Source organism: Streptococcus sp. 1032, assembly GCF_013277015.1.
Lineage (GTDB): Bacteria > Bacillota > Bacilli > Lactobacillales > Streptococcaceae > Streptococcus.
Genome location: NZ_VMMD01000032.1, coordinates 21,814 through 42,869, shown reverse-complemented (window position 1 = coordinate 42,869; position 21,056 = coordinate 21,814). Strand labels below are relative to the sequence as shown.

Sequence of the window (21,056 nt, the reverse complement as noted above, 5' to 3'; positions counted from 1 at the left end):
AAGACGACTACAACCTTGCTTGTGTATTAAATTTTGACTTCTTTTTTATTTTTTATAGTCATTACAACCTCTGAGAGAATCAAACCCTCTAGCTTATAACTTACCCGGGATATAAGTAGCTACGCAACCATGCGAGGTTCGGTCACTTCTGCAACCATTTTTAAGTTAATGAGTGATATATGAATGCTAAGCCTACTGCCTACCCCATTCTGGGACACAAACACTCAAATGACAGTAGCTGGAATCGAACCAACTGGTCTAGCAGTAAAACGCACGTTTGGTAAAAAAATTAAGGAGACCCAAACAACCTGCTAACCTGTCCTTACTGTCTAAGAGGCCGAAGCCTCAGAAATAAAATGAAAAATATAAAGGAGACGTCAATGAACGAAATAGAGAAAGGGACTCGAACCCTCAACGCCTTTACGACACCCTGATTTCAGGTAACCATCTACCAAATTCTGAGACCTCTATTTCTAATTATTGACAATACTATTTTATCATGTAAAATAAGCCATTTCCTAGCAATTTACTTGCAAATATCTCCCAAAATTTTACGATAAACAATCAGCTTACCTTTTCGATAAGCTTCCGCAAATTCCAACGCACCTCTACTAAGCATGCGGTAGAACTCACTCTCAGAATATCCTAAGTCCATATAGATAGCCTTGTCTGATAATTGGATTTTCATATCCATGTACTTCTTTGCGATAACCTGCCGAACATATGGATCCATAATGCAGTTGACTGCTCTCTCAATCTCCAGGACTTCTGCCTCTGCATCCACATGGTCGATAACCATATTCTCAGTAACTGTGTTCTTACCAGTAAATGTCTTTGGTTCAAATGAGTAGGTCGTTGTGATTTTAGGCAAATACTCAGCGCCTGCCATTCGGACATACGAGCGATAACTCTCTAGAACATCATAGACATTTTTCTTGGTGAATTGCACGTCAACCTTTTTTAATAACCTCACAACATCGCTCCTTTATGATATAATAGTTTCAAGGAATAATTCATAAAGAGGGTCAGTCGTGTACTGGCTCTTTTTTTCATGTCCTGCTACCGAGTATGATGTCAGTAGGAAATCCAAAGTATGTGCAGACATCTTCAACATTGTAGACATCTGGTGCACTCCCTTCTTCCTCCCACTGAGTGATTAGATAGCGACTATAACCTAGTTTAGACGCCAACTTATCTTTGCTAAGTTTCTGCTCTTTACGCTTTAATTTTAGTAAGAATGCAAATCTACTTGCTTGCTTTGGATTTAATTTTTCATTCATCATCCACCTCAATCTTTACGACTGCTCTACCATTCGGATTTTTTCTCTGTGTTGATGCGAAAGTATAATACTTTAACATCCGTTCAGCAATTCCTGTTTCTTTGCTGATCTCCGCAAGTGTCCCCATAGTAATGAATGTGTCGCCTTCGTACAATGCGTATTCACTCATGTTCCATCTCCTCAATCAACCAGTCAAGGTTCTTACGGGCTTTCTTCAGGTCTTCAAGACCGTTCTTCTCTTTGTAGCGAAGTAAATACTCAACTGCACTGCACCAGCGGTGCGCTTCCATTTCAGTCTTGCCTTTGATGAAATTAGCTGTAACATCCTTTACTTCGAGACCATGAGTCCCGATGTAATGATTTGGTTTGTTTATGCTGTCAATTATTTCTGGGTCCATTTGATAGCCTCCAAAAGTTCTAAGATTATTCGGTTCCATTCTTCGATTGTTGTTTCTCTAAAATCAAACTGAGACATCATTTCAGCTCTTTTGAATAATGCCCTCTTAAAGAATGAAGTTTTTCTGAAAAAATTCATGTCATCTGTTTTAAATTCGGTTATGATTTTCTTTCCATAACCCTCTATCTCTACATGGACTCTTGTTTTTCTATAGAGAGGTAGAGGCTCCGCCCAAACACTTCCTTTCAAGTCTGATTCATCGACTTTCTTAAGCATTAACGATATCTTCTTAGCTTCACTCTCTTTTTTAGCACCACTGAACGGGTATCTTTTTGGTCTCATTCCTTATCCTCCAAAAGTTCTCTGTTTTCGTAGATGTTGCCGATGATTTCTTCATGCTCAGTCCACGCATATCCTTCTCCCAAGTCTTTTAGGTATACAGCTGGCATTCCTCCAAAATACGTACCGCCATATTCTTTTTCTATATAGACTTCGTGCAGGCATCCTCTTGTACATTTGATAATATCTCCGACAAAGACCTCCTTACCATTCTTATCTTTGAGTCCTGTTGATTGCATGAGGATCAATTCTGATTTTTCGATAGGAATAAGAAGTTTGCAGTCCGATGTTGGTTTTTCCATGTTGCAAATCAAGCCGTTATCTGTGATAAAAAAATGTTCTACGAATTTCTTTTTTGCGCTATCCCACGCTCTAAACTTCGGTATCATCCCAAATCCTCCTCTTTCACAAACGAGCCATCAATCCAACGACCTTTTCTGTCTTTGATTTCTTGGTAAGCCAGTTCAAAACATTCTTCGAAGCTATAACCTAGCGATTTACTGATTATTTTCAACCAATTGACTGAAGATGATAGTAAGTTCTTACACGTTGGTTTTCCTTCCCAGTCATAGCACATTTGAAAACAGCTGATACATCCATTTAGGTCTTTTAGGTAATCAGAAGTATCTTGTTTAAATTCTTCTGTAAATCCCTCAAAAACTTCCTGCACATCTACCTTAATCAGCAAGGCAAGACCGACAATCACGACTGCGCAATCTCCGATGCTGTCCTTGGTCAGTTTCTCATTCTTCTTGAGATAGCCTGCGCACAACTCACCGAACTCTTCGCTAAGCTTCAAAGACTGCTTGTCCAGCCGTCCACCGTTTTCAAGATCACGGTCAATAAACCATTGTTTGACTTTGTCTATTGTGTTCATAGTAACCCCTGCAATTCTTCCAAATCAAAATACTCTGTCAGCTCATTTTTCAATTCTTCAAGAGTTCCACATCGTCCAATCAAATCCGACACATCTAGCATCGTATCCTCTTTGTTCAACGTGTTCTCTGCCACTGCATCAGCTACCCATTTTGGATGTGTGCCAGCCTTAGAGAACTGATCTTGAGGTAATAGCTCAAGCAATGTTTCATATCGCTCTTCAAGAGCAATTAGAGCACCAAATACATTGATGTAGTCAGTATCTGCTTTCTTGCTTTCAAAAACTTCTGGCTGATTTTGTTTCACAATTTCCGCATAAATAGCAGACCATTCTTTTTCTGAAAAACGTGATTTCTCAACTAATGCACCGTATTCGATTTCCTTACCATCGACTGTTACTTTATAGTTCATATTCTTACCTCATCCCCTACTTTGATTTTTTCAAACTGTTCTTTCGTAACTACGAACACCCCATAGTCACGAATCGTAATCGTGTACAACTTCCCATGCCGTCCTTTCTCGACGACACGGCCGAATATCTCAACGCCTGCATTATCTGCCTTGTAGATAACCATTGGCTTCTTCTCTTCTAAATCTCGAATCCTGTCCATCTGCCAGATGTTTAATCCAGCAGATAGCAGAATCCAGATTGCTATGAATCGTTTCAATCTGTTGCCTCCTCAAATTTCATAAACGTCATCCAATGCGTCGTCCCACGTTGTTGGCCGAAAAGTGGTTGATGCGGAACTAATTCCAAAATTTCCTTAACGTTTACCTGGGCATCGGACCATTTAAAAATAAGTGTTCCACCTATTTTCAAGACCCTAAAACATTCTTCAAAACCTTGTTGCAAGTCTAATCTCCAAGTCAACAAGTCTAGCTGACCATATTGCGCACGCATAAACGATTTCTGGCCAGCCCATAAAAGGTGTGGCGGATCAAATACAACAAGGTTAAATGTTTCATCATCAAATGGCATATCTCGAAAATCTGCAACAATGTCTGGCTTAACATTGATTTTCTTTTTGTGAATTTCAAATTCTTCTTCACGTCTATCCATGTATGTTGTGTGTGGCTCTTGTTTATCAAACCAGAACATCCTAGACCCACAGCACGCATCTAGTATTCGTATATCTCCCATCACTCCACCTCCTCGACTTCCACGCCTGGGCAATCGAACACCCAGCCGAAGTCTGCGTCTTCTAGTTGTTTGCGAGTGTGTTCTGAACGAAATTTTTTATCTAGTGTTATATTTTTTAACGTCCAAGCGTGAAGGTGCTTAATCAAGGTTAAGTAACTATATGCTTCTTCAATCCATTTAAATCTTACATAATACCGTTTCTCTTTCTCGACCTCGTAGCCTAGAAGCCATGCACGGGCAAGTGTTTCTTGATTACATTCGTGATAAAACCATCTTTGAAGTTCCTCACTATCTTCACCATCTATAGACTTCATTAAATCTTGCAAGTCCCAATTATATTCTTTGGCTTCTTGAATATATTTATGAACACACTGCGGAACTTTGACTTTTTCTGGTTCGTCTAGTTGTTTGATTAATGTAATTGCAGTTTCGGTCGGAATGCCTTCGACTACAGTTCCAAACATATTCAAACCATGAATCCCGATTTCTTCAAATTTTTTAATCAATTCCTGCTTATTCATCTTAGTTTCCTCCATAAATCAAATAAACTGCAATAACTACCTGAGCCATACTTGGCGAATAGCCAATCCAATCATCAAACTCGTTAGATTTTGGCAACCAACCCTTAGTAGCTCCCAAATCATAGTCTGTAGGCTTTTCATCAGCGAAGATACATTCCATCGCTCCCATAAACGTCATGCCATCTTCTGTCATTTCCCAGAAATAGTCCGCCCGGTCTTTCACTGCTTGTGGTAAATCTTGCTTGGGAGGCTTGGGCTTCCCGTCTTCTACCGACCAGCCGTATACTTCATTAACTTTTTTCTTTAAATCTTCCATCATCGTCCAACTCCTCCACTTTCCGTCTCAATTCTTTATTCTCTTTCTCAACGAATCCCGTTCCAGCGCTCTAATCCGTCTCTTTCGTGCATCACACGGCTTCGAATACTCGACTATCTTTTCTTCGTTTTGCTCGATTGTGCGTAGATAACCTTTTATCAATTCTTGCTTATCAAATCCCATCAACTATCCTCTGCAATATCTCGTGATATTCGTAAATCTCCAGTTCAATCCTGTAATTCTTATTTCCAGACTTACCACCGTGCATGAACTCAGTCGATACTATCACATTGTAATTGTCATCTGTCCAAATCTTTGCGTCCGTCAATCCATCGAACAAAGCCTTGCTTGTGGGTGCCCAATTCGGTGGATCATACTTCCGATTTGTCGGAGGATATATCCGAACCTTAACCTTGCAAGGCTTATCCTCGCTGTAAGGCAAACCAAAGTAATCTCTCAGTACATTGTTGCCCTCGTATGCAGCCAACTGCCTTAAGAACTTAGTGATTTTAGCCTTTTGATGAAAGTGCGGTCTATCATTTGCGTTAATCATCTGCTTCCTGTTCAACTCAAACTTCAAAATCAATCGTTCTTTCATCAATACCCCTCAAGCGTCGCTTCGATTAGTTCCATACATACCTCACGAATTGCCACACGGTCATCGTGATTAGGATTTTCAGATTTCACTCTAAGTAATGCTGAATAGACTTCATCGTAGATTGACCGCTTTAGCATACCTTCTGGTTCATATCCCGGTAGATAACCTACGCTTACTCCAAAATATTCAGCCAGCATTTTAGCATTTTTGCTCCTAATTGAAGTTTCTCCATTTTCCCAACGTTGTATGGTTCTATATGGTATTTTGATTTCTTTAGAAAATTCTACTTGAGTTAGTTTTTTGCCTTTCCTTAATTTCTTTAGTCTGTTCATCCGAACACCTCATTCAGTTCCATAATCTCCTCGTTGTTGTTATACGGATCATACGCTAACCGCCCGAAACCTGCTTTATTCGTACTTGTTGGTGTGTTACCTGTCCATTTCAAATGAAGTGACATACTGCATCCACGACAGTTAATTGAACAAGGTTTTAGTTTTGCGAATCGTGTATAGCATATTCCACAAAACGGACATTGCACATCTACTTTTACTACTTCAGTCATACTTTCTACCAAAATCCCACGCCTGCCAAATTGTGAGCAAGGCAAGCATGAGTGAAATTCTTTGCGTCATTCGTCCAAAGTCTCATAAGTGTCACTGACGCATTTTCTAGTTCGCTTTTTTCGTGGTTCACGGCACGTTGTTTTATTTAATCAGTTCATCCAATTCCGCCTGCGTCAACGGCTCAATTCGTTGATAACCTTGGACAGTGTAGTTTTTCTTGTATTCAAATCCCAAATCCGCAAGGCTATTCTTGAAATAGTCTTTTTCTTCCGTGTCAGTGAAATACACTTCCAAGGTCATTTTTTGGGTATATCGTTCCAAGCCGTTTTCAGCCCCTATGACGGCTTCTTGTCGGTTTTGGGATAATTGCCCACCGTCTAAGATTTCGCCCGTCTCTGGGTCAAATTTTGCGGTCTCCGTTGATTTTGGCGCTTGCTCTTGTTGCTGAGCTAAAACTTCCTCACGTTCTCGTTCAGCTCGCTCTTGAGCCAATCTAACTTCTTCCTTTTGCTTTTCAAAAGCATAGTCTGCTTTGATTTGCTCCAGCACTTCAACCAAAGTCATATCTTTCAGCATTCGAATATATGGCTGGTCTGTCATTCCGTACTCGGCACATTGTCCTGAGATTGCTGAGATGGTTTTCTTGTATTCTTCTTGTTTCTGAAACTCAAATGTGACCATGTCATCAAGTGACTTCATAGTGGCTTTTTTAAGCGTCACGCCGTCAGCCATGAAATCGCCAGCCTTGACATACTCAAGGGCCTTCTCGTCAAAGAGACGAGGATCCAGCATGTACTCAGCTGATTTGTTGGCTAGATAACTCTTAACCGTATCTATTTTTAGTTGTCTTTGATGTTCTTCAATTTCCTTGATACCTTTATCAAATTCACTAACTACGGTTGCAAATGGTTCAATAATTGACTTTGCATAACTATCCCATGTATTAGCCGTCTCTGATAGCAAGTTTTTAGTGTCAATACGGATACGATTTTTAGACTCAATTAACTTGTTAAATTCAGCCCGCTTTGCCTTGTCGTCTTTGAGAGTTCCAGCTGTAGGAATATAGTCCTTGTACTTCTCAGTAGCCTCTATGAGGTCTTTTTCAAAAGACTCTCTAGTAAGTTCATCCGTTGTGATCATCTCATAGATTTTATTGATTTTCTTATCATCAATAACCTGTAATTCTTGCATGTTAGTACTCCATTTCTTCTAAGAGTTCACCTTGTAGTGGTTCGTCTTCAAAATCAGGAATTTCATCTTCTGGATAAGCTGATGTTTGATGTTTCTCCTGATCTCGCTTCATCTCTTCAATCTGAGCCATTTTCCTCGTTCTCACTTCTTCTTGAGATTCTTGAGGAGTTACATCGATAGGAGCTGCTTGTTCCATTTCCTCACTTGTATAAAGTCCGCCCACATCTTCTGAGAACGAATCACGGACTGCTGCAACAATTGCAACTTTCTCAATCATCTGCCCTGGCGCTTTTTGCCACCAGTTCTTCCCAGTGTTATACGCTGACAACTCAACTTCACGATATACTGGTCTAGTTCTATCTTTACGATAAACCTCACACCAACCACCGATTAGAGTACAATTTTTAGGTAAGATGACGCCTTTTTTATTTTTTAACTCTCCACTTGCATCTTCGTAGATAATTCCACTTTCAAAACCGTCATAATTTTGATTTTGTTCCGCACGCTTCATAAAAGCGTCCTTTGAGACAACAATCTGTGCAGGATTGTTTCCGTACTTGATAAAGTAAACTTCTTTTGTGAATGGGTTTAAATTCCGATTTTTCACGATAGCCAGTAAAGTTTGTAATTCTTGTGGGCTTGCTTGATGTTTTGGGTCAACAAAATTTCGCAATGTTGCTCCGTCTAGTTTTTGCAAGTCTGTTAGATATGCGCCTTTTGTTTGTGTTAGTTCGTTTGTCATTTTCTTCTTCCTTTCGTCTTCTTCAAATTCCAATTTTCACGTTTTAAGTGTCTATTTTCGTTTTGTAATCTCAAAATAATATCCTGTTGGTCGTTGATGATTTCTCCGAGCTCTCGGCCAAGATGCATATATTCAGCTCGCCAGTTGTCGATTTCTTCGTGTAGCTCCTGGATCATATTTCATCACCCACGTATCGATACTGCCCACATCCAACATAGATGTACTGGCTTGGGTCAAGCTCTTCATGTTCTTCAGGCGGTTGAATCATATCTCTGTCATAATCAAACATGAGCATACACCTTTCCAAGTTCCAGAACTCGTTTCACATATCCGGCCTTGGACGTTAGCCCAAGATCCAGTAATTCGTTTTTTTCTTCATGATTGGCCAAAAGCCACACACGGTTTTCAAGTTCAATTCTAGTCATTAGCGTCTCCTTTGCTCTACCCCAAATACTTTGCATAGCGTGCTCTTCGTGGTTCTGGTAAAGCTAATGGCTCAGGTCGCAATCCTTGAGGCGGTTCGTTGTCATATGTGAAGCCTTTGAACTCACGGCGAATATTCTTGCGAATCTCTTGCCATTTGTCCTCTCTACCACGTTCGAATGCGTGATTGTAGCCTTGGATAATCTTAGACACAAATTCTTGCTCTTTTTGTCTCTCTTCTTCCTTGCGTTTTTCCTGCAATTTGATATGACGGCAAAGCCCTGCAAATCCAAGCAGCAAGGCTCCAACACCCATCAGCTGGTCTAAAATCGGTGGTTCAAACATTTTTATCTCCTTACGCTCTTAATTTTCGTACTTCTTTCTCTAACTCCAAAATTTCATAAACATCATTGACATCATACATAATATCTTTTCCTTGCTTACGAAATCTTAATCCTTTGCGTTCTAACTTCTTAACATAGGCATGAGTAAAGCCGAACTTCTTCATCAAAGCCTGTTGATTGATTGGCATGCGATCATTCTCTAACTGCTCTTTGACTTGCTTTTCAGCAAAGGCCAGTAATTGATTCGTGAACAATTCAGCACTTTCGCCGTCCAATCGTAATTGTAACGTTATACCTTCCATTTTCTACATCCTCTCAACTATGCGGGCAAGCATTTTTGTGATATAATGGTTTAAATTGTTTTAGTATGCGCCTGACTTCGTTAGGTGCTTTTTTGTTTTATCTTAATTCATCTATGCTGACTTCCAGTGCATCAGCGATTTTGCACATGTTCTTAAAAGAAATACGCTCGGTTTTGATATTTCTGATAAAACCTGGAACAGATAATCAGGAACCTGGTCGCTATGTAGAGGTAGGACCTCGTGGCGGAAAAGTTACTAATGGTCATACCGCAACTATCGGAAAAGGTGATCGGCTCCCTCCGACATCTGCTAAAGGTAACGGCTGGAAAAAAGTCTAATCTTCGTTTGCGTACAATCGTTCAATGGTTGTACGCTTTTTCCATACACAAAAGCACATTCCAAAAATATTGATTTGAATCCATGCTTCGGCGTAATCTTTCCCATTGCTGGCATAGTGAGTTATATAATGGTGAATCATTTTATTCCTTCCTCCTATTGAGTTACTTGAGAAGTATCATGAATGGTTTCACAGCTAAGATGCTTGAATTTTTCTAAGTCTATCTGAAAATTGATAGGCTTTTTTATTTCCCCACTATACGGATATCGTCTCGGTCTCATTTCCTTCTCCTTTGTATTTATTTTTTCTACCCTCTCTTTTATTTATTTAGAGGAGTAGGACTTGTTGTCTTTTAATATTTATTGTTATTTAATACTTGTTGTTATTTAATACTTATTAGTGCCTTATTTTACTGATTTGTAAAATACAGATTTGTAAAATACAGATTTGTAAAATAAGGAAATGTAACTGCTAACCTGTGGATAACTTTTCTAAAGCCTCCTCTAAACTCTGTTGCATCATCTCAAATTGAAAATCAGTTATTTTTGTATCTGAGAAGAATCTGAAAGTCTGAACTCCTCGCCCTCTGCCGAGACTTTTTTTAAAAGTTCTGAGATAACCTGCCTTCTCTATCTTTTTGAAATGCCTATCTACCATATCCCGACTCACTCCTAAGCGCTTTGCGATTTCTTCTGGATAGACCAGCCAGTTCTCTTTATTGCTGAGGACGACCATCAAGATACCGATAGAAGCAGGCTCTAGGTTCGAATCTTTGAGAAAATCATTGCTGACAGAAGTGTAATCATTAACTGGATTTTTGAAAGATGAGCTGAGCTTCCAAGTTCTTAAAATCTAACATGATTTCTCCTTCCTAATCCTCAAATACCAAGCGTTTTCTGGTGACTGTTTCCGTCTCTATGCGGACGTTTTTCAGTCCGTTTTTAAAGATATAATCCGCCGCTTGACTGATTGGTATTCCGCTTCCTTGAGCTAGCTCATATAAATCCTCAAATAGTTCATCTGAGATTGCGACCGTGCGAACTCCACGGCTACTCTTTTTTGCTGGTCTCCCTTTACCTGGTTGCATCTTTACTATCTCCTTCTCTAAATTGCTTAGCATTTACCCATTTATGGTCTTGATTTCCATCTTGGTATTATGTGATGGTTCCCATGATTTCCAGTAATCAAAAGCCCTCTCTTCGTCTTTTTTCTTCAGCAGGTCATACCGTGGAATCCTAAAGAATTCTTTAAAGTCTTTAGCAGCCTGACGAAATACCTTGCCAGCAAAAGAACGATCTTTATAAGCTTGACTATCCTTACCACCAAGAGCCATGATAACTTTCACTCTTCGTAAATTTTCAAGCTCTAAACAAATTGACGGATTAACAGGTTGCTCATTTTTTAAATAATCAACATCCCCTGCTAACACTTCCTGATTTTGCTTTAATTCTTTTTGAGTTTGTAGAACCTGAATTAAAATATCTTCTTGGGTTAATTCGCTTGGTTGAATTGCAACTACTTCATGCGTCATAAGATTTCTCCCTCTAAGATTTGATTGTCTTTATTTCTGATTGCTTGTAAATCCGTAAAGAATCGGATGCCTCGATTGACGAAACTGTCGAACTCCTGACCAGCAACACCGTCCGTATGCAGGACTTTTTCTTCATCTGCGTAGATGAGACCGCCCATATTGGCAAGAAAATCATTCCCTTTCTGGATAAGGCTAAGGATATTCTTGTAGGAAGCGATTTTTTTCTGGTAGTCGTCCAACTGCCCTTTGGATTGCTGGATGGCTTTTGTCAATTCATCGTACTTGTTCGATTTTTCATCCACTTCTGCGCGTTGAGCGTAGAGGTCTTTTAATTGAGCTTCAAGAAAAGTATTCCTTTCCTCTGCAGACTTGGCACGCTCTTCTAGTTTTTGACGATTCTGGAGAGCTTCTTGGTAGTCTGCTGGCATAACAGGAACTTCTTTCACGATTTCCTTAGTTGGTTCTTGCCCCTTTTGTAGTTCCATTATTTTTCTTTTAGCTGCAGAAAATTTTAATTTCAAATCTTGCAACTCTCTGACTGTTGGGTTATCACCTTGCTCAATCCTGTTAATTTGAGCTTGTTTCTCTTCTTCTGGTAGGGTTGCAATGAGATAAAGGGCTGTACTACCCAAATTACTCAACGTTGGGTAATTTGGTAATTCTTTAGCAACCTTCATCATGCGGTTTGCTTCCGACCAATTCAAATCAACTTTTTTCAGCCACTCCATAAACTGACCATGAGTCAAATTATGCTCCTTAACATGATTGAGTCGTCTGCCGATTTCCCAAATTGACTGCCCTGCAATTTGTTTGTGATGATTGATTTCTAGTTCAATCTGATTGAGGTTGTTTGATAAAGATATTTCATTCATTCCCTCTCCTCTCTAAATTCATCCAAGCTGACTTCCAGTGCGTCAGCGATTTTGCACATGTTCGTCCATGACATCTCTTTCAATCTTCCAGCCTTTAGGTTAGAAAAATTGGATGGATGGACATCCGATTCCTTAGCTAAACGATACATCGACCAGCCTTTTATTTTTAATTGTTTTTTAATTTTATCCCACATCAAAAATACCATATGTTGTGTTTTTCAAGCACATCAGTTCCTTTCTTATACAATATGTTGACAAACAAAAATGTTTGAGTTATAATATATCCTGACTAAAACGATTTGATAAGACCTTTCAAACTCCTTATGAAAATCGCAAGTCAAATAATTAAGAAAGGAGAATTGCTTATGGTAAAAAATACTAAGCAGACCTCTACTAAAGTCGCCACCAAGGCAAGCAAAGCTCTTCGTGACGGGCGTTCTTCTGCTCGAACAAAGTCTATCGCTGGATCGGCGCTTTCACAGACTCGTAAAAAGTAATACGATATAGTCTGAGTTTAAAATATAGCTTTTTCCTTTTTCAGAAACTTTTATAAGATTCTGTTCTGGGAAAAGCTTTTTTATTTCTTCAGGAACTTCTTGAATATCGCACTCCCCGAAAAAAATTTCTGAGTCTATCGTTGTAATTCCATCAATTTTCATGCTTCCTTCCTCCTACAACATATCTTCTACCCTACACCCTAGCGCCTTGGCGATGACCACCGCCTGCGACAGCGTCACTGCCTTCAGGTCGTTCTCGATCCGTGACAAGGTCGTGTAGTCTATCAAGGTTCGCTTAGCAAGCTCACGCAAGCCCAGCTTTTGAGCCGTTCTCAGCTCCCTCATTTTCGCTCCATACATTGACTTTTTCCTTTCTACTAATAGGTCTTTTCAAAACTGTTGGTACTTGTCAACAGTTTTGATAGAATTATTCTATCGATTTTGAAAAAAGTTTGACCTTTTTGATGTTTCCATTTTGGTGACTATCTTGGTAAAAAAATTTCTTGCAATGGTTTATTAAAAAAACTATGCAAGAAAAACATTTCATCTTGAGTAAAAGGACGTTGCCCCTTTTCTTTCTGACGATATGCCGTTTCGGATATCCCAAGTTTATCTGCCAATTTTTTTTGCGTCAATCCTTTGGATTTACGTAATTCATACAAAAGTATTTGCAAATCATAACCACCTCCCTATCTGAAAATTAAATATAAAATTAGTACGATAATACCAGACCAGAACAATATACTCGGAATAAGTCCACCTCGAATTTCCAAGGAAGTTTTTGCATGATTGTCTTGATTTATCTTTTCGTAATCAAAGTTACCAAACAAGAATTTTTTCCAATCCATATTTTTCTCCTTTTTCTTGCAGGAGATACAGCCTATATGATACAATGACAGTACCCCTTTAAAGGGGAGGGGCTTTAGGTCAGCCCCTTGTAAACTTCTACCACTCTATTGAGTAGTGAAGTTCGAATTTGAACCAGAGAATTTGGATTTTTAAGCCGAATTCTCTTTTTTTAGGTCTTTGTTCCTGTCGCCTCATTGGCTGCACCTCCTTTTTTATTTGGTTGATTACCTCAACCATGATTTAATTATATCACCATTTTGGTGACAAGTCAACACTTTTTTAATGAAAAAATAAAAAAAGTTGCGTTTTCGGTGACTTTTTTATATAATCTACATATAACATCACAGGAGTAAAAAATATGGACTTAAAAAAATACATAGGAAATCAGATAAAGCTATTCAGAAAATCAGCTGGTTTTACTCAAGATGAACTTGCTCAAAAGCTAAATACAACAAAACAAACCATTAGTAGATATGAAAAGGGGGAACGTAAAGCTAATCAAGATATGCTATTTTCTCTATGCGATATTTTGGGTGTAAGTATTGATGACTTCTTTCCATCTATTAGTAAAGGAGACACCCCCACAGCGTCCCCAGATTTGCTCATACAGCAGATAACGGACAAGGTAGTACAATTAACCCCAGATAATAAAAAAATCGTCCTACGGACGTCTGAGGAGCTTCTGGAGAGACAAAAAGCAAACGGCGAGATGTACACAGAGCAAAACGAAGAAGAAACGAAGATAAACGAAGTATCGGAAGTTATCAGCTTGTACCAAGTTGAGGTTGTATCTGAGACGGCTGCAGCTTGTGGATTTAACTATGGATTTGGCTACGACGATACAGACAGAGAGACTATAGAGGTTGACCAGCAACCACCACGTCACGATATTGCGACTAAGGTCAGCGGAGACTCCATGCAACCTGACTATCAAGACGGAGACATTCTCTATTTAGTAGACAAAGGACTAACTACCTACAACGGAGATTTAGCAGTTATCGCATACGGAGACCGTTCTTACTTCAAAAAGATATACACCGAAAACGGACGACTACGCCTCGTATCACTCAATGACAAGTACGAAGACATCACCCTAGACTTCCCACCAGCCGAAGACACGCACATCAAGATTTATGCAGTTATCGGAGTGTATAGAGGGGAATAAAAAAATTATTTTTTTAAAAATATTAAAAAAACAGTTGACTTTTTAAAAAAAATCATTTAGAATGAATTCATTAGAGAGAAAGCGTCGGGATCTCTACGGGGACCGATACGGGAAAACTCCTTCATTCTAAATTAGAATGGGGGAGTTTTTTTTGAAGCCATTTAAAACAATCGAGGAACAAATCGCAACACTAAAAATCAGAGGGTTATCCATTACAGATGAGTCTAAAGCAGCTAAGTACCTACTAAGTAACAATTACTACAATATTATCAATGGATACAGTAAGTTTTTTCAACACCCTGGTACTGACACTTATATTGACGGCGTCACATTTGACGAAGTTTCAAGTCTCTATACATTTGACAAAGATGTAAAACGAGCCATTTTGCAAGCTATTCTTGAAGCTGAACACCATATCAAGTCAATCACTGCTCACAGATTCGCCGAAGCCTACCCCAGTCAAAAATACGCTTATTTAAACACCAATTCTTATGCAGATAATAAAATATTAGACGTGGGATTTATTGTATCAAAACTATCCAAAATCATAAACACAAACAAGCGATACAGAGGAAATTCCATTCACCACTACGCACATACTCATTCAGATGTCCCAATCTGGGTACTAACTGATTATCTAGAGTTTGGAGATTTACGCACGATTATTGAAAACCTGCCGAACTCACTCCAAAATGAAATCGCACGGGATTTAGTAAGTTTTATAAGCACAAACATACCTGACTTTAACGATGTTTTCCCACCAGAAACCTTGATATCTTTTCTAAAAAATATTAACGAGGTACGAAACAAATGCGCTCACAATAATCGCTTATTAAACTTCAGATGCCGTTCTAATAGTACGTTTTGGGAAACGATTCATAACGAAGAGATCTTGATGGGAGATGACAGTAGAAAAACTGTATATTCAACAATTATTAGCCTTCAATGCTTTATTAGTAAAGCAGAATTCAACATTTTATGGAATACTCTTAGAAAGAAAGTTATCAAACTAGAGAAAAAGCTGCCTTCTATAGACATCAATGTAATCAACCAGTCTTTAGGTTTTCCTAATGATTGGCACCGTAATGAACCAAGAGTATAAATTAAAACCAACTGTTTCCATTTTGGAAATAGTTGCGTAAACCGGAAATAAAGGAGAATACCCATGAAAAAACTACTGACCACATCAGCAATCTTGCTTACTGCTACTGTTCTAGCAGCCTGCTCTAACAATCAATCGGCTACCAAAGATAGCGCAGAACAACCAAAAACCGAGCAAACTAAAGCAAATGACAAACCTGCTTCTAAAAAGGCTACTAGCTTAGACGATTTTAAAAAAGCGCTAGAAAGCAATGGCTTCACAATCAAAGAAGAAATCTCAAAAGAAGCTAGCCTTATTCAAGCCGAATCAGGGAAAGGGTTCATCTTAGAAGATGATACTGCTGTAGAGGTTTACGAATATTACGATAAAAACCCAATGTTTAAAGAAGCTAAGAAAGAAAAAGAGTTAATCGGGCACCCTGCTTATATCTACGGAAATTATGTTGTCTTAGTGCTTAACGCTACAGACTCAAAAGATAAGATTTTAGAGAGTTTCAAAGGGTTTGAGTAGATTGTTGACAGTATTTATAAATTGAACTATAATTAAGTTACTTAGAGGCATGCCCTCATAATTTTAGACTTTGCACCTTAGCGTGCCAGGGGAAGTAACTTAACTGTTGCTTCCCTTTTCAAAACCAAAAAAATCCCCACGCTCTCCGACGGCCATCTTTGAGTGTGAGGATATCCTGTATAGTAAACGGCATTAAAAAGCCTGCTTTACTATACCTATTTTATCAAGAAATGAGGTGAAAATCAATGTGGATGGAAGAACTTCCTAACGGAAAATACAAATTTTTTGAGCGATACAAAGACCCTTATACCGAGAAATGGAAAAGGGTGTCTGTAACCCTTGACTCTGGATCAAGCAGGGCTAAGAAAGAAGCTCAGAAACAACTGGACGAAAAGATAGAATCCTTACTGCAAAAATTGACTACTGCTTCTGCTCTCTTTCACACAGTCTTTGACGAATGGTGGGAATTTCACCAGAAGCAAATTAAATTGAGTACGTATAAGACTATGTTAGCTACCTACAACCGAATATCCGATAAAGTTGAACTAGGTACTAAATTGGAAAATATGGATGTGCGGCTGGTTCAAAGATTGATTGATACTGAAGAATGGACATATACCCAAAAATACCGTGTCAAATCAATTCTAAACGTCTTCTTTGACTATGCTATCGACCAAGGTTTTATCGAAAATAATCCTGCTAGAAAAGCGAAATTGCCTAGAAAGAAACAAAGCTTAGAGCAGATGAAAAACGCAAAAGATAAATACCTAGAACCAAAAGAATACAAGGCTATTTTAAAAGAACTCTATCGAAAAGATATTACATTACGATACGCCTTGGCATGTGAGTTCATGATTCTGAACGGTTGTCGTGTCGGTGAGTTGGCTGGTCTGACTCTAGACAAATATCACAAAGATAGTAAGACATTAGATATTCATACTACATTTAATCGATACATTCCAGACGATGATGGAACTAAGACTTTTGCCAGCTTCAGGACGACACACCTCACAAAAAGAGAGATTGAAATACTTGATAAAATGATTGAATTAAATCGTCTAAGCGAAACAACCGATAAGAATTGGCATAAAAGCGACCGCATCTTTGTTACAAATACGGGAAAGCCCGTTCATAGCTCCATCCTAAGCAAGTCTCTCCAGCGAGCAAATGAACGCCTTAAAAAACCAATTCCTAAACATCTATCACCTCACATCTTCAGACATACAACTATTAGCATTTTAGCTGAAAATAAAATTCCTCTAAAAACAATCATGGACAGGGTTGGCCATTCTGATTCTGAGGTCACCACTTCCATCTATACCCACGTCACAAAGAACATGAAAGATGAAGCAATCAATGTACTGGATAAAGTTATGAAAAAGATTTTTTAAAAAGTTTTGCCCCTTTTTTGCCCCCTAAATACAAAAATAGCCCTTCGGATAAAATCCGAGGGGCTAGAAACGTTGTTAAATCAACGATTATTTCTTAAGGTTGTAGAATGATTTCAATCCACGGTATTCAGCTACTTCACCAAGTTGGTCTTCGATGCGAAGCAATTGGTTGTATTTAGCGATACGGTCTGTACGTGAAAGTGAACCAGTCTTGATTTGTCCTGCGTTAGTTGCAACTGCGATGTCAGCGATTGTTGAATCTTCAGTTTCACCTGAACGGTGTGATACAACGGCAGTGTAACCAGCTTCTTTCGCCATTTCGATAGCGTCGAATGTTTCAGTAAGAGTACCGATTTGGTTAACTTTGATAAGGATTGAGTTAGCAGCACCTTCTGCAATACCTTTTTCAAGGTAAGAAGTGTTTGTTACGAAAAAGTCGTCACCAACCAATTGAACTTTACCACCAAGACGTTCAGTAAGAGCTTTCCAACCGTCCCAGTCATTTTCATCCATACCATCTTCGATAGTGATGATTGGGTATTTATTTACCAATTCTTCAAGGTAGTCGATTTGTTCTGTAGCAGTACGTACAGCTGCTCCTTCACCTTCGAATTTAGTGTAGTCGTAAACTTTACGTTCTTTATCGTAAAATTCTGATGAAGCACAGTCAAATCCGATAAATACGTCTTTACCAGGAACATATCCAGCAGCTTCGATAGCAGCAAGGATAGTTTCAACACCGTCTTCAGTTCCTTCAAAACGAGGAGCAAATCCACCTTCGTCACCTACGGCTGTTTCCAAACCACGAGATTTAAGGATTTTCTTAAGTGCATGGAAGATTTCAGCACCCCAACGAAGAGCTTCTTTGAATGATGGCGCACCAGCAGGTACGATCATAAATTCTTGGAAAGCGATTGGAGCGTCAGAGTGAGAACCACCGTTGATGATGTTCATCATTGGAGTTGGAAGAACTTTAGTATTGAATCCACCAAGGTAGCTGTAAAGTGGGATTTCAAGGTAGTCAGCGGCAGCACGAGCTACAGCGATAGACACACCAAGGATTGCGTTTGCACCCAATTTACCTTTGTTAGGAGTACCGTCAAGAGCGATCATAGCACGGTCGATAGCTTGTTGATCACGTACATCGTAGCCAATGATAGCTTCAGCAATGATGTTGTTTACGTTGTCAACAGCTTTTTGTGTACCAAGACCACCGTAACGAGATTTGTCACCGTCGCGAAGTTCAACTGCTTCGTGTTCACCAGTAGAAGCTCCTGATGGAACCATACCACGTCCGAAAGCACCTGATTCAGTGTAAACTTCTACTTCAAGTGTTGGGTTACCGCGTGAGTCTAGGACTTCGCGAGCGTAAACATCAGTAATAATTGACATTTTTTACTCTCCTTATGAGTTAAATTTTTTACACCTCTATAATACCTTAAAAACCCTCCTTTTTCAAGAAAAAACGTTATCTTTGTGCAAATTTTCCTTAACTTTATAAAGTAATCGCTTTCTTTTGTCTGTTTTATTCTAACTTTTATGATATACTATTTTCATGACAGATTTATCAAAACAATTACTTGAAAAAGCTCATGGTGAGCCAAAACTAAATCCGGATGAGCAAAGACGCTATCTTGGTACTTTTGAGGAAAGAGTTCTTGGATATGCAGATATTGACACAGCAAATAGCCCTCAGCTAGAAAAAGGCTTTTTATCTATTTTAGAAAACCTTCAGGAAAAAGCAGAGCCACTATTTGTGAAGATTTCACCAACTATCGAATTTGACAAGCAAGTTTTCTACTTGAAGGAAGCAAAAGAAACTGATAGTCAAGCTACCATTGTATCTGAAGAGCATACTTCTTCTCCTTTTGGCCTGATTATCCATAGCAATGCACCAGTACAAGTAGAAGAAAAGGACCTTCGACTTGCTTTTGCAAAACTTTGGGAAGGTAAAAAGGAAGAACCTGCCAAAACATCCTTATGGAAGAAATGGTTCGGCTAAATCTTACTCAGACTTAATAAACGCCCAATATTGGCAGCCGTGTGCTCCAGATAGAGACTGGCATTTTTCAAACTATCTTCTAAAGGTTCACATTTCTCCAAAATAGAAAAGGTAGCTTGGATATTTTCAAATGGTAAAGGAGGTAAATCGTCAGCAAGACTACCACAAATAGCAATGACAGGAACTCCGACAGGGGTTCTTTTTGCAACACCTATAGGCGCTTTACCTGCTAAACTTTGACGATCTAGCCTTCCTTCTCCTACAACTACCAAGTCAGCATGTGAAACTTTCTTATCAAAGTTAATTAAGTTCAAGCAGGTATCAATTCCAGACACGATATTTGCCTGAGCAAAGGCACACAAACCGCCAGCAATGCCTCCACCAGCTCCTACTCCTTTAATTTCCAATGTTACAGGTGAGGCTTTTTCATAAAAATCTTGGATTGCCTGATCTACGACTTCAAACATAGTAGGATCAAGGCCTTTTTGTTTTCCAAAAATGTAGGTCGCACCTTGAGGACCACATAAGGGACTCACGACATCTGCTAAAATACGAATTTGCACATCTTCAGGAAGTTCACAGCGATTTTCTGTTGACATAGAAGCTAAGTTTAATAAGGACTGACCGCAAGTGGGCAAGACATTTCCATCCCTATCATAAAATCGATAACCTAAACCAGCAGCGATCCCAATTCCTCCATCATTACTGGCCGTGCCACCAACGCCAATATAGATATCTTTAATCCCTTGAGCAATGAGATGGCGAATCAACTCTCCAATACCACAAGTTTGGATTTGAAGTGGATTTCGTTTCTCTATCGGAATTTTTCCAAGGCCAACCAAATCAGCTACTTCAAATAGTGCCAGTTCCCCTTTTTGAAAATAGCGCATGGCTTCTTTTTGTCCAAAAGGGCCTGTCACTTGGATCCATTTTTCTTCAAGGTCAAGAGAATGTCGGATAGCATCTACAGTACCTTCTCCCCCATCACCAATAGGGCAGAGAAGACATTCTACATCTGCTATTGATTGTTGGAAGCCTCTTTTTATTGCTTCAGCTACCTCTTCAGCAGTTAAGCTTTCCTTAAACGAATCTGGTGCAATTACAATCTTCATATTTTCCCTCATTCTAAACAGTCAATCAAGGGAAGAACTTCTAAAAAATCCCTCTTGTCAACATGGTTTGGTATTTCTTGTTTCAGTACTTTTTTGGCACAAAAAGCAATTCCCAGTCCTGCTGACTTCAACATTAATAAGTCATTAGCCCCGTCACCGATTGCAACAGTTCTTTCTTGAGGAAGTTTTAGTTCCTCTCTCCATTTTTCCAGAGTCTCTTTTTTGACCTCAGGACTTATAATTTGTCCAATCAATTTTCCAGTTAAAAGACCATCTTTGACTTCAAGTTGATTGGCAGAGAAATAGGCAATACCAAGGAATTTTGCAAGCCTCTCAACTATTGGAGTAAATCCACCAGACACCAGACCAACCAAGATGCCATTCTTTTGAAGAATAGAGATGAATTCTTGGGCATTTGGCGATAGATGAATTGAGTTGAAGACTTTATCAAATACAGAAACAGGAAGTCCTTCCAACAAGGAAACTCTTTTTCTTAAACTGCTTTCAAAGTCTAACTCTCCTCTCATTGCCCGACTTGTAATCAGCGAAATTTCCTCCTCACGACCTGCCTCTCTTCCCAAAAGATCAATTACTTCTTCTAGGAGTAAGGTTCCATCAACATCCATAACACACAAACCTTTTACTTGAGACATCA

The 21,056-nt window shown here is 39.1% G+C and carries 38 protein-coding genes; 6 read left to right on the top strand and 32 right to left on the bottom strand.

Going from position 1 to position 21,056, the window contains the following annotated elements:
- Positions 1–526: 526 nt before the first annotated feature.
- The 20 genes from HT711_RS10675 to HT711_RS10585 form a co-directional block, all read right to left on the bottom strand.
- Positions 527–973: an ArpU family phage packaging/lysis transcriptional regulator gene (locus tag HT711_RS10675; RefSeq protein ID WP_173234111.1), complete on the bottom strand. Its 447-nt coding sequence runs from the start codon at positions 971–973 to the stop codon at positions 527–529.
- A 76-nt stretch (positions 974–1,049) separates the two neighbouring features.
- The gene (locus HT711_RS10670; RefSeq protein WP_173234109.1) at positions 1,050–1,280 is read right to left on the bottom strand and encodes a helix-turn-helix transcriptional regulator; all 231 of its coding nucleotides are present in this window, start codon (positions 1,278–1,280) and stop codon (positions 1,050–1,052) included.
- Entirely contained in the window at positions 1,273–1,449 is a 177-nt protein-coding gene (locus HT711_RS10665) for a hypothetical protein (RefSeq protein ID WP_173234107.1), read from the bottom strand. The genes HT711_RS10670 and HT711_RS10665 overlap by 8 nt, the downstream gene beginning before the upstream one ends.
- Positions 1,442–1,678 (bottom strand): DUF3310 domain-containing protein, encoded by a 237-nt coding sequence (locus HT711_RS10660; RefSeq protein WP_173234105.1) that lies wholly within the window; start codon positions 1,676–1,678, stop codon positions 1,442–1,444. The genes HT711_RS10665 and HT711_RS10660 overlap by 8 nt, the downstream gene beginning before the upstream one ends.
- Positions 1,663–2,019, bottom strand: coding sequence for a hypothetical protein (locus HT711_RS10655; protein WP_173234103.1), 357 nt, complete (start codon positions 2,017–2,019; stop codon positions 1,663–1,665). The genes HT711_RS10660 and HT711_RS10655 overlap by 16 nt, the downstream gene beginning before the upstream one ends.
- On the bottom strand, positions 2,016–2,405 hold the full coding sequence (locus HT711_RS10650; RefSeq protein ID WP_173234101.1) for a YopX family protein: 390 nt from the start codon (positions 2,403–2,405) through the stop codon (positions 2,016–2,018). Before HT711_RS10650 ends, HT711_RS10655 begins: the two co-directional genes overlap by 4 nt.
- Entirely contained in the window at positions 2,402–2,893 is a 492-nt protein-coding gene (locus HT711_RS10645; protein ID WP_173234098.1) for a MazG-like family protein, read from the bottom strand. Before HT711_RS10645 ends, HT711_RS10650 begins: the two co-directional genes overlap by 4 nt.
- Positions 2,890–3,303 (bottom strand): hypothetical protein, encoded by a 414-nt coding sequence (locus HT711_RS10640; protein ID WP_173234096.1) that lies wholly within the window; start codon positions 3,301–3,303, stop codon positions 2,890–2,892. Before HT711_RS10640 ends, HT711_RS10645 begins: the two co-directional genes overlap by 4 nt.
- Positions 3,300–3,560, bottom strand: a complete 261-nt coding sequence (locus HT711_RS10635) for a DUF1372 family protein (RefSeq protein WP_173234094.1) — start codon at positions 3,558–3,560, stop codon at positions 3,300–3,302. The genes HT711_RS10640 and HT711_RS10635 overlap by 4 nt, the downstream gene beginning before the upstream one ends.
- A complete protein-coding gene (locus HT711_RS10630) occupies positions 3,557–4,033 on the bottom strand; it encodes a methyltransferase domain-containing protein (protein ID WP_173234092.1) in 477 nt (158 codons plus the stop codon). Before HT711_RS10630 ends, HT711_RS10635 begins: the two co-directional genes overlap by 4 nt.
- Positions 4,033–4,554 carry a DUF1642 domain-containing protein gene (locus tag HT711_RS10625; RefSeq protein WP_173234090.1) on the bottom strand — a complete coding sequence of 174 codons (522 nt, stop codon included), beginning with the start codon at positions 4,552–4,554 and terminating at the stop codon, positions 4,033–4,035. The genes HT711_RS10630 and HT711_RS10625 overlap by 1 nt, the downstream gene beginning before the upstream one ends.
- A 1-nt stretch (position 4,555) precedes the next feature.
- Positions 4,556–4,873 (bottom strand): hypothetical protein, encoded by a 318-nt coding sequence (locus tag HT711_RS10620; RefSeq protein ID WP_171043438.1) that lies wholly within the window; start codon positions 4,871–4,873, stop codon positions 4,556–4,558.
- A 169-nt stretch (positions 4,874–5,042) separates the two neighbouring features.
- Complete coding sequence (locus tag HT711_RS10615; RefSeq protein ID WP_173234088.1) at positions 5,043–5,468, bottom strand: hypothetical protein; 426 nt, start codon at positions 5,466–5,468, stop codon at positions 5,043–5,045.
- Positions 5,468–5,800, bottom strand: coding sequence for a helix-turn-helix transcriptional regulator (locus HT711_RS10610; protein WP_173250139.1), 333 nt, complete (start codon positions 5,798–5,800; stop codon positions 5,468–5,470). Before HT711_RS10610 ends, HT711_RS10615 begins: the two co-directional genes overlap by 1 nt.
- 372 nt (positions 5,801–6,172) lie before the next feature.
- Positions 6,173–7,222 carry a DUF1351 domain-containing protein gene (locus tag HT711_RS10605; RefSeq protein ID WP_173234084.1) on the bottom strand — a complete coding sequence of 350 codons (1,050 nt, stop codon included), beginning with the start codon at positions 7,220–7,222 and terminating at the stop codon, positions 6,173–6,175.
- Position 7,223: 1 nt separating this feature from the next.
- Positions 7,224–7,964 carry a phage recombination protein Bet gene (gene bet, locus HT711_RS10600; protein ID WP_173234082.1) on the bottom strand — a complete coding sequence of 247 codons (741 nt, stop codon included), beginning with the start codon at positions 7,962–7,964 and terminating at the stop codon, positions 7,224–7,226.
- Positions 7,961–8,140 (bottom strand): hypothetical protein, encoded by a 180-nt coding sequence (locus HT711_RS11385; protein WP_240149013.1) that lies wholly within the window; start codon positions 8,138–8,140, stop codon positions 7,961–7,963. Before HT711_RS11385 ends, bet begins: the two co-directional genes overlap by 4 nt.
- A 105-nt stretch (positions 8,141–8,245) precedes the next feature.
- Positions 8,246–8,389 (bottom strand): hypothetical protein, encoded by a 144-nt coding sequence (locus tag HT711_RS10595; protein WP_173212775.1) that lies wholly within the window; start codon positions 8,387–8,389, stop codon positions 8,246–8,248.
- A 16-nt stretch (positions 8,390–8,405) separates the two neighbouring features.
- The gene (locus HT711_RS10590; RefSeq protein ID WP_173234080.1) at positions 8,406–8,732 is read right to left on the bottom strand and encodes a hypothetical protein; all 327 of its coding nucleotides are present in this window, start codon (positions 8,730–8,732) and stop codon (positions 8,406–8,408) included.
- 10 nt (positions 8,733–8,742) lie between these two features.
- On the bottom strand, positions 8,743–9,033 hold the full coding sequence (locus HT711_RS10585; protein ID WP_173234078.1) for a hypothetical protein: 291 nt from the start codon (positions 9,031–9,033) through the stop codon (positions 8,743–8,745).
- Positions 9,034–9,179: 146 nt separating this feature from the next.
- On the opposite strand from HT711_RS10585, the gene HT711_RS10580 reads away from it, so the two are divergent.
- Positions 9,180–9,371: a YjzC family protein gene (locus tag HT711_RS10580; protein WP_173234141.1), complete on the top strand. Its 192-nt coding sequence runs from the start codon at positions 9,180–9,182 to the stop codon at positions 9,369–9,371.
- 470 nt (positions 9,372–9,841) lie between these two features.
- Here the strand turns inward: HT711_RS10580 and HT711_RS10575 are convergent, their stop codons facing one another.
- The 9 genes from HT711_RS10575 to HT711_RS10535 all read right to left on the bottom strand — a co-directional run bounded on the left by HT711_RS10575 (position 9,842) and on the right by HT711_RS10535 (position 13,118).
- Positions 9,842–10,105 (bottom strand): HTH domain-containing protein, encoded by a 264-nt coding sequence (locus tag HT711_RS10575; RefSeq protein WP_173234076.1) that lies wholly within the window; start codon positions 10,103–10,105, stop codon positions 9,842–9,844.
- Between the two features lie 136 nt (positions 10,106–10,241).
- Entirely contained in the window at positions 10,242–10,457 is a 216-nt protein-coding gene (locus HT711_RS10570) for a hypothetical protein (protein WP_061438988.1), read from the bottom strand.
- A 33-nt stretch (positions 10,458–10,490) separates the two neighbouring features.
- Positions 10,491–10,901 (bottom strand): ORF6C domain-containing protein, encoded by a 411-nt coding sequence (locus HT711_RS10565; protein WP_173234074.1) that lies wholly within the window; start codon positions 10,899–10,901, stop codon positions 10,491–10,493.
- Positions 10,898–11,773 (bottom strand): DUF3102 domain-containing protein, encoded by an 876-nt coding sequence (locus tag HT711_RS10560; protein ID WP_173234072.1) that lies wholly within the window; start codon positions 11,771–11,773, stop codon positions 10,898–10,900. Before HT711_RS10560 ends, HT711_RS10565 begins: the two co-directional genes overlap by 4 nt.
- Positions 11,770–11,967, bottom strand: coding sequence for a helix-turn-helix transcriptional regulator (locus tag HT711_RS10555; protein ID WP_173234070.1), 198 nt, complete (start codon positions 11,965–11,967; stop codon positions 11,770–11,772). The genes HT711_RS10560 and HT711_RS10555 overlap by 4 nt, the downstream gene beginning before the upstream one ends.
- 282 nt (positions 11,968–12,249) lie before the next feature.
- The gene (locus HT711_RS10550) at positions 12,250–12,432 is read right to left on the bottom strand and encodes a hypothetical protein (RefSeq protein WP_173234068.1); all 183 of its coding nucleotides are present in this window, start codon (positions 12,430–12,432) and stop codon (positions 12,250–12,252) included.
- 12 nt (positions 12,433–12,444) lie between these two features.
- Positions 12,445–12,630 (bottom strand): helix-turn-helix transcriptional regulator, encoded by a 186-nt coding sequence (locus HT711_RS10545; protein WP_000274132.1) that lies wholly within the window; start codon positions 12,628–12,630, stop codon positions 12,445–12,447.
- A gap of 122 nt (positions 12,631–12,752) precedes the next feature.
- Positions 12,753–12,944: a helix-turn-helix transcriptional regulator gene (locus tag HT711_RS10540; RefSeq protein WP_173234066.1), complete on the bottom strand. Its 192-nt coding sequence runs from the start codon at positions 12,942–12,944 to the stop codon at positions 12,753–12,755.
- Positions 12,945–12,959: 15 nt separating this feature from the next.
- On the bottom strand, positions 12,960–13,118 hold the full coding sequence (locus HT711_RS10535; RefSeq protein WP_166727863.1) for a hypothetical protein: 159 nt from the start codon (positions 13,116–13,118) through the stop codon (positions 12,960–12,962).
- A 359-nt stretch (positions 13,119–13,477) separates the two neighbouring features.
- Here HT711_RS10535 and HT711_RS10530 point away from each other — a divergent pair, with 359 nt between their 5' ends.
- The 4 genes from HT711_RS10530 (at position 13,478) to HT711_RS10515 (ending at position 17,287) form a co-directional block, all read left to right on the top strand.
- A complete protein-coding gene (locus HT711_RS10530) occupies positions 13,478–14,284 on the top strand; it encodes a S24 family peptidase (RefSeq protein ID WP_173234064.1) in 807 nt (268 codons plus the stop codon).
- Positions 14,285–14,435: 151 nt separating this feature from the next.
- On the top strand, positions 14,436–15,386 hold the full coding sequence (locus HT711_RS10525; protein WP_023937584.1) for an Abi family protein: 951 nt from the start codon (positions 14,436–14,438) through the stop codon (positions 15,384–15,386).
- Between the two features lie 63 nt (positions 15,387–15,449).
- Positions 15,450–15,896 (top strand): hypothetical protein, encoded by a 447-nt coding sequence (locus HT711_RS10520; RefSeq protein ID WP_173234062.1) that lies wholly within the window; start codon positions 15,450–15,452, stop codon positions 15,894–15,896.
- Between the two features lie 245 nt (positions 15,897–16,141).
- On the top strand, positions 16,142–17,287 hold the full coding sequence (locus HT711_RS10515; RefSeq protein ID WP_191994277.1) for a site-specific integrase: 1,146 nt from the start codon (positions 16,142–16,144) through the stop codon (positions 17,285–17,287).
- A gap of 87 nt (positions 17,288–17,374) precedes the next feature.
- Here HT711_RS10515 and eno read toward each other — a convergent pair whose 3' ends face one another.
- A complete protein-coding gene (eno, locus tag HT711_RS10510; RefSeq protein ID WP_112443688.1) occupies positions 17,375–18,679 on the bottom strand; it encodes a surface-displayed alpha-enolase in 1,305 nt (434 codons plus the stop codon).
- Positions 18,680–18,842: 163 nt separating this feature from the next.
- Here eno and HT711_RS10505 point away from each other — a divergent pair, with 163 nt between their 5' ends.
- Complete coding sequence (locus tag HT711_RS10505) at positions 18,843–19,289, top strand: DUF1694 domain-containing protein (protein WP_173234060.1); 447 nt, start codon at positions 18,843–18,845, stop codon at positions 19,287–19,289.
- On the opposite strand, the gene HT711_RS10500 is transcribed toward HT711_RS10505, so the two are convergent.
- Both HT711_RS10500 and serB read right to left on the bottom strand, forming a co-directional pair.
- Positions 19,286–20,401, bottom strand: a complete 1,116-nt coding sequence (locus HT711_RS10500) for a glycerate kinase (RefSeq protein ID WP_173234057.1) — start codon at positions 20,399–20,401, stop codon at positions 19,286–19,288. The two genes, HT711_RS10505 and HT711_RS10500, sit on opposite strands and share 4 nt — an antisense overlap.
- A gap of 8 nt (positions 20,402–20,409) precedes the next feature.
- Entirely contained in the window at positions 20,410–21,054 is a 645-nt protein-coding gene (gene serB / locus HT711_RS10495) for a phosphoserine phosphatase SerB (protein ID WP_173234055.1), read from the bottom strand.
- Positions 21,055–21,056: the final 2 nt, after the last annotated feature.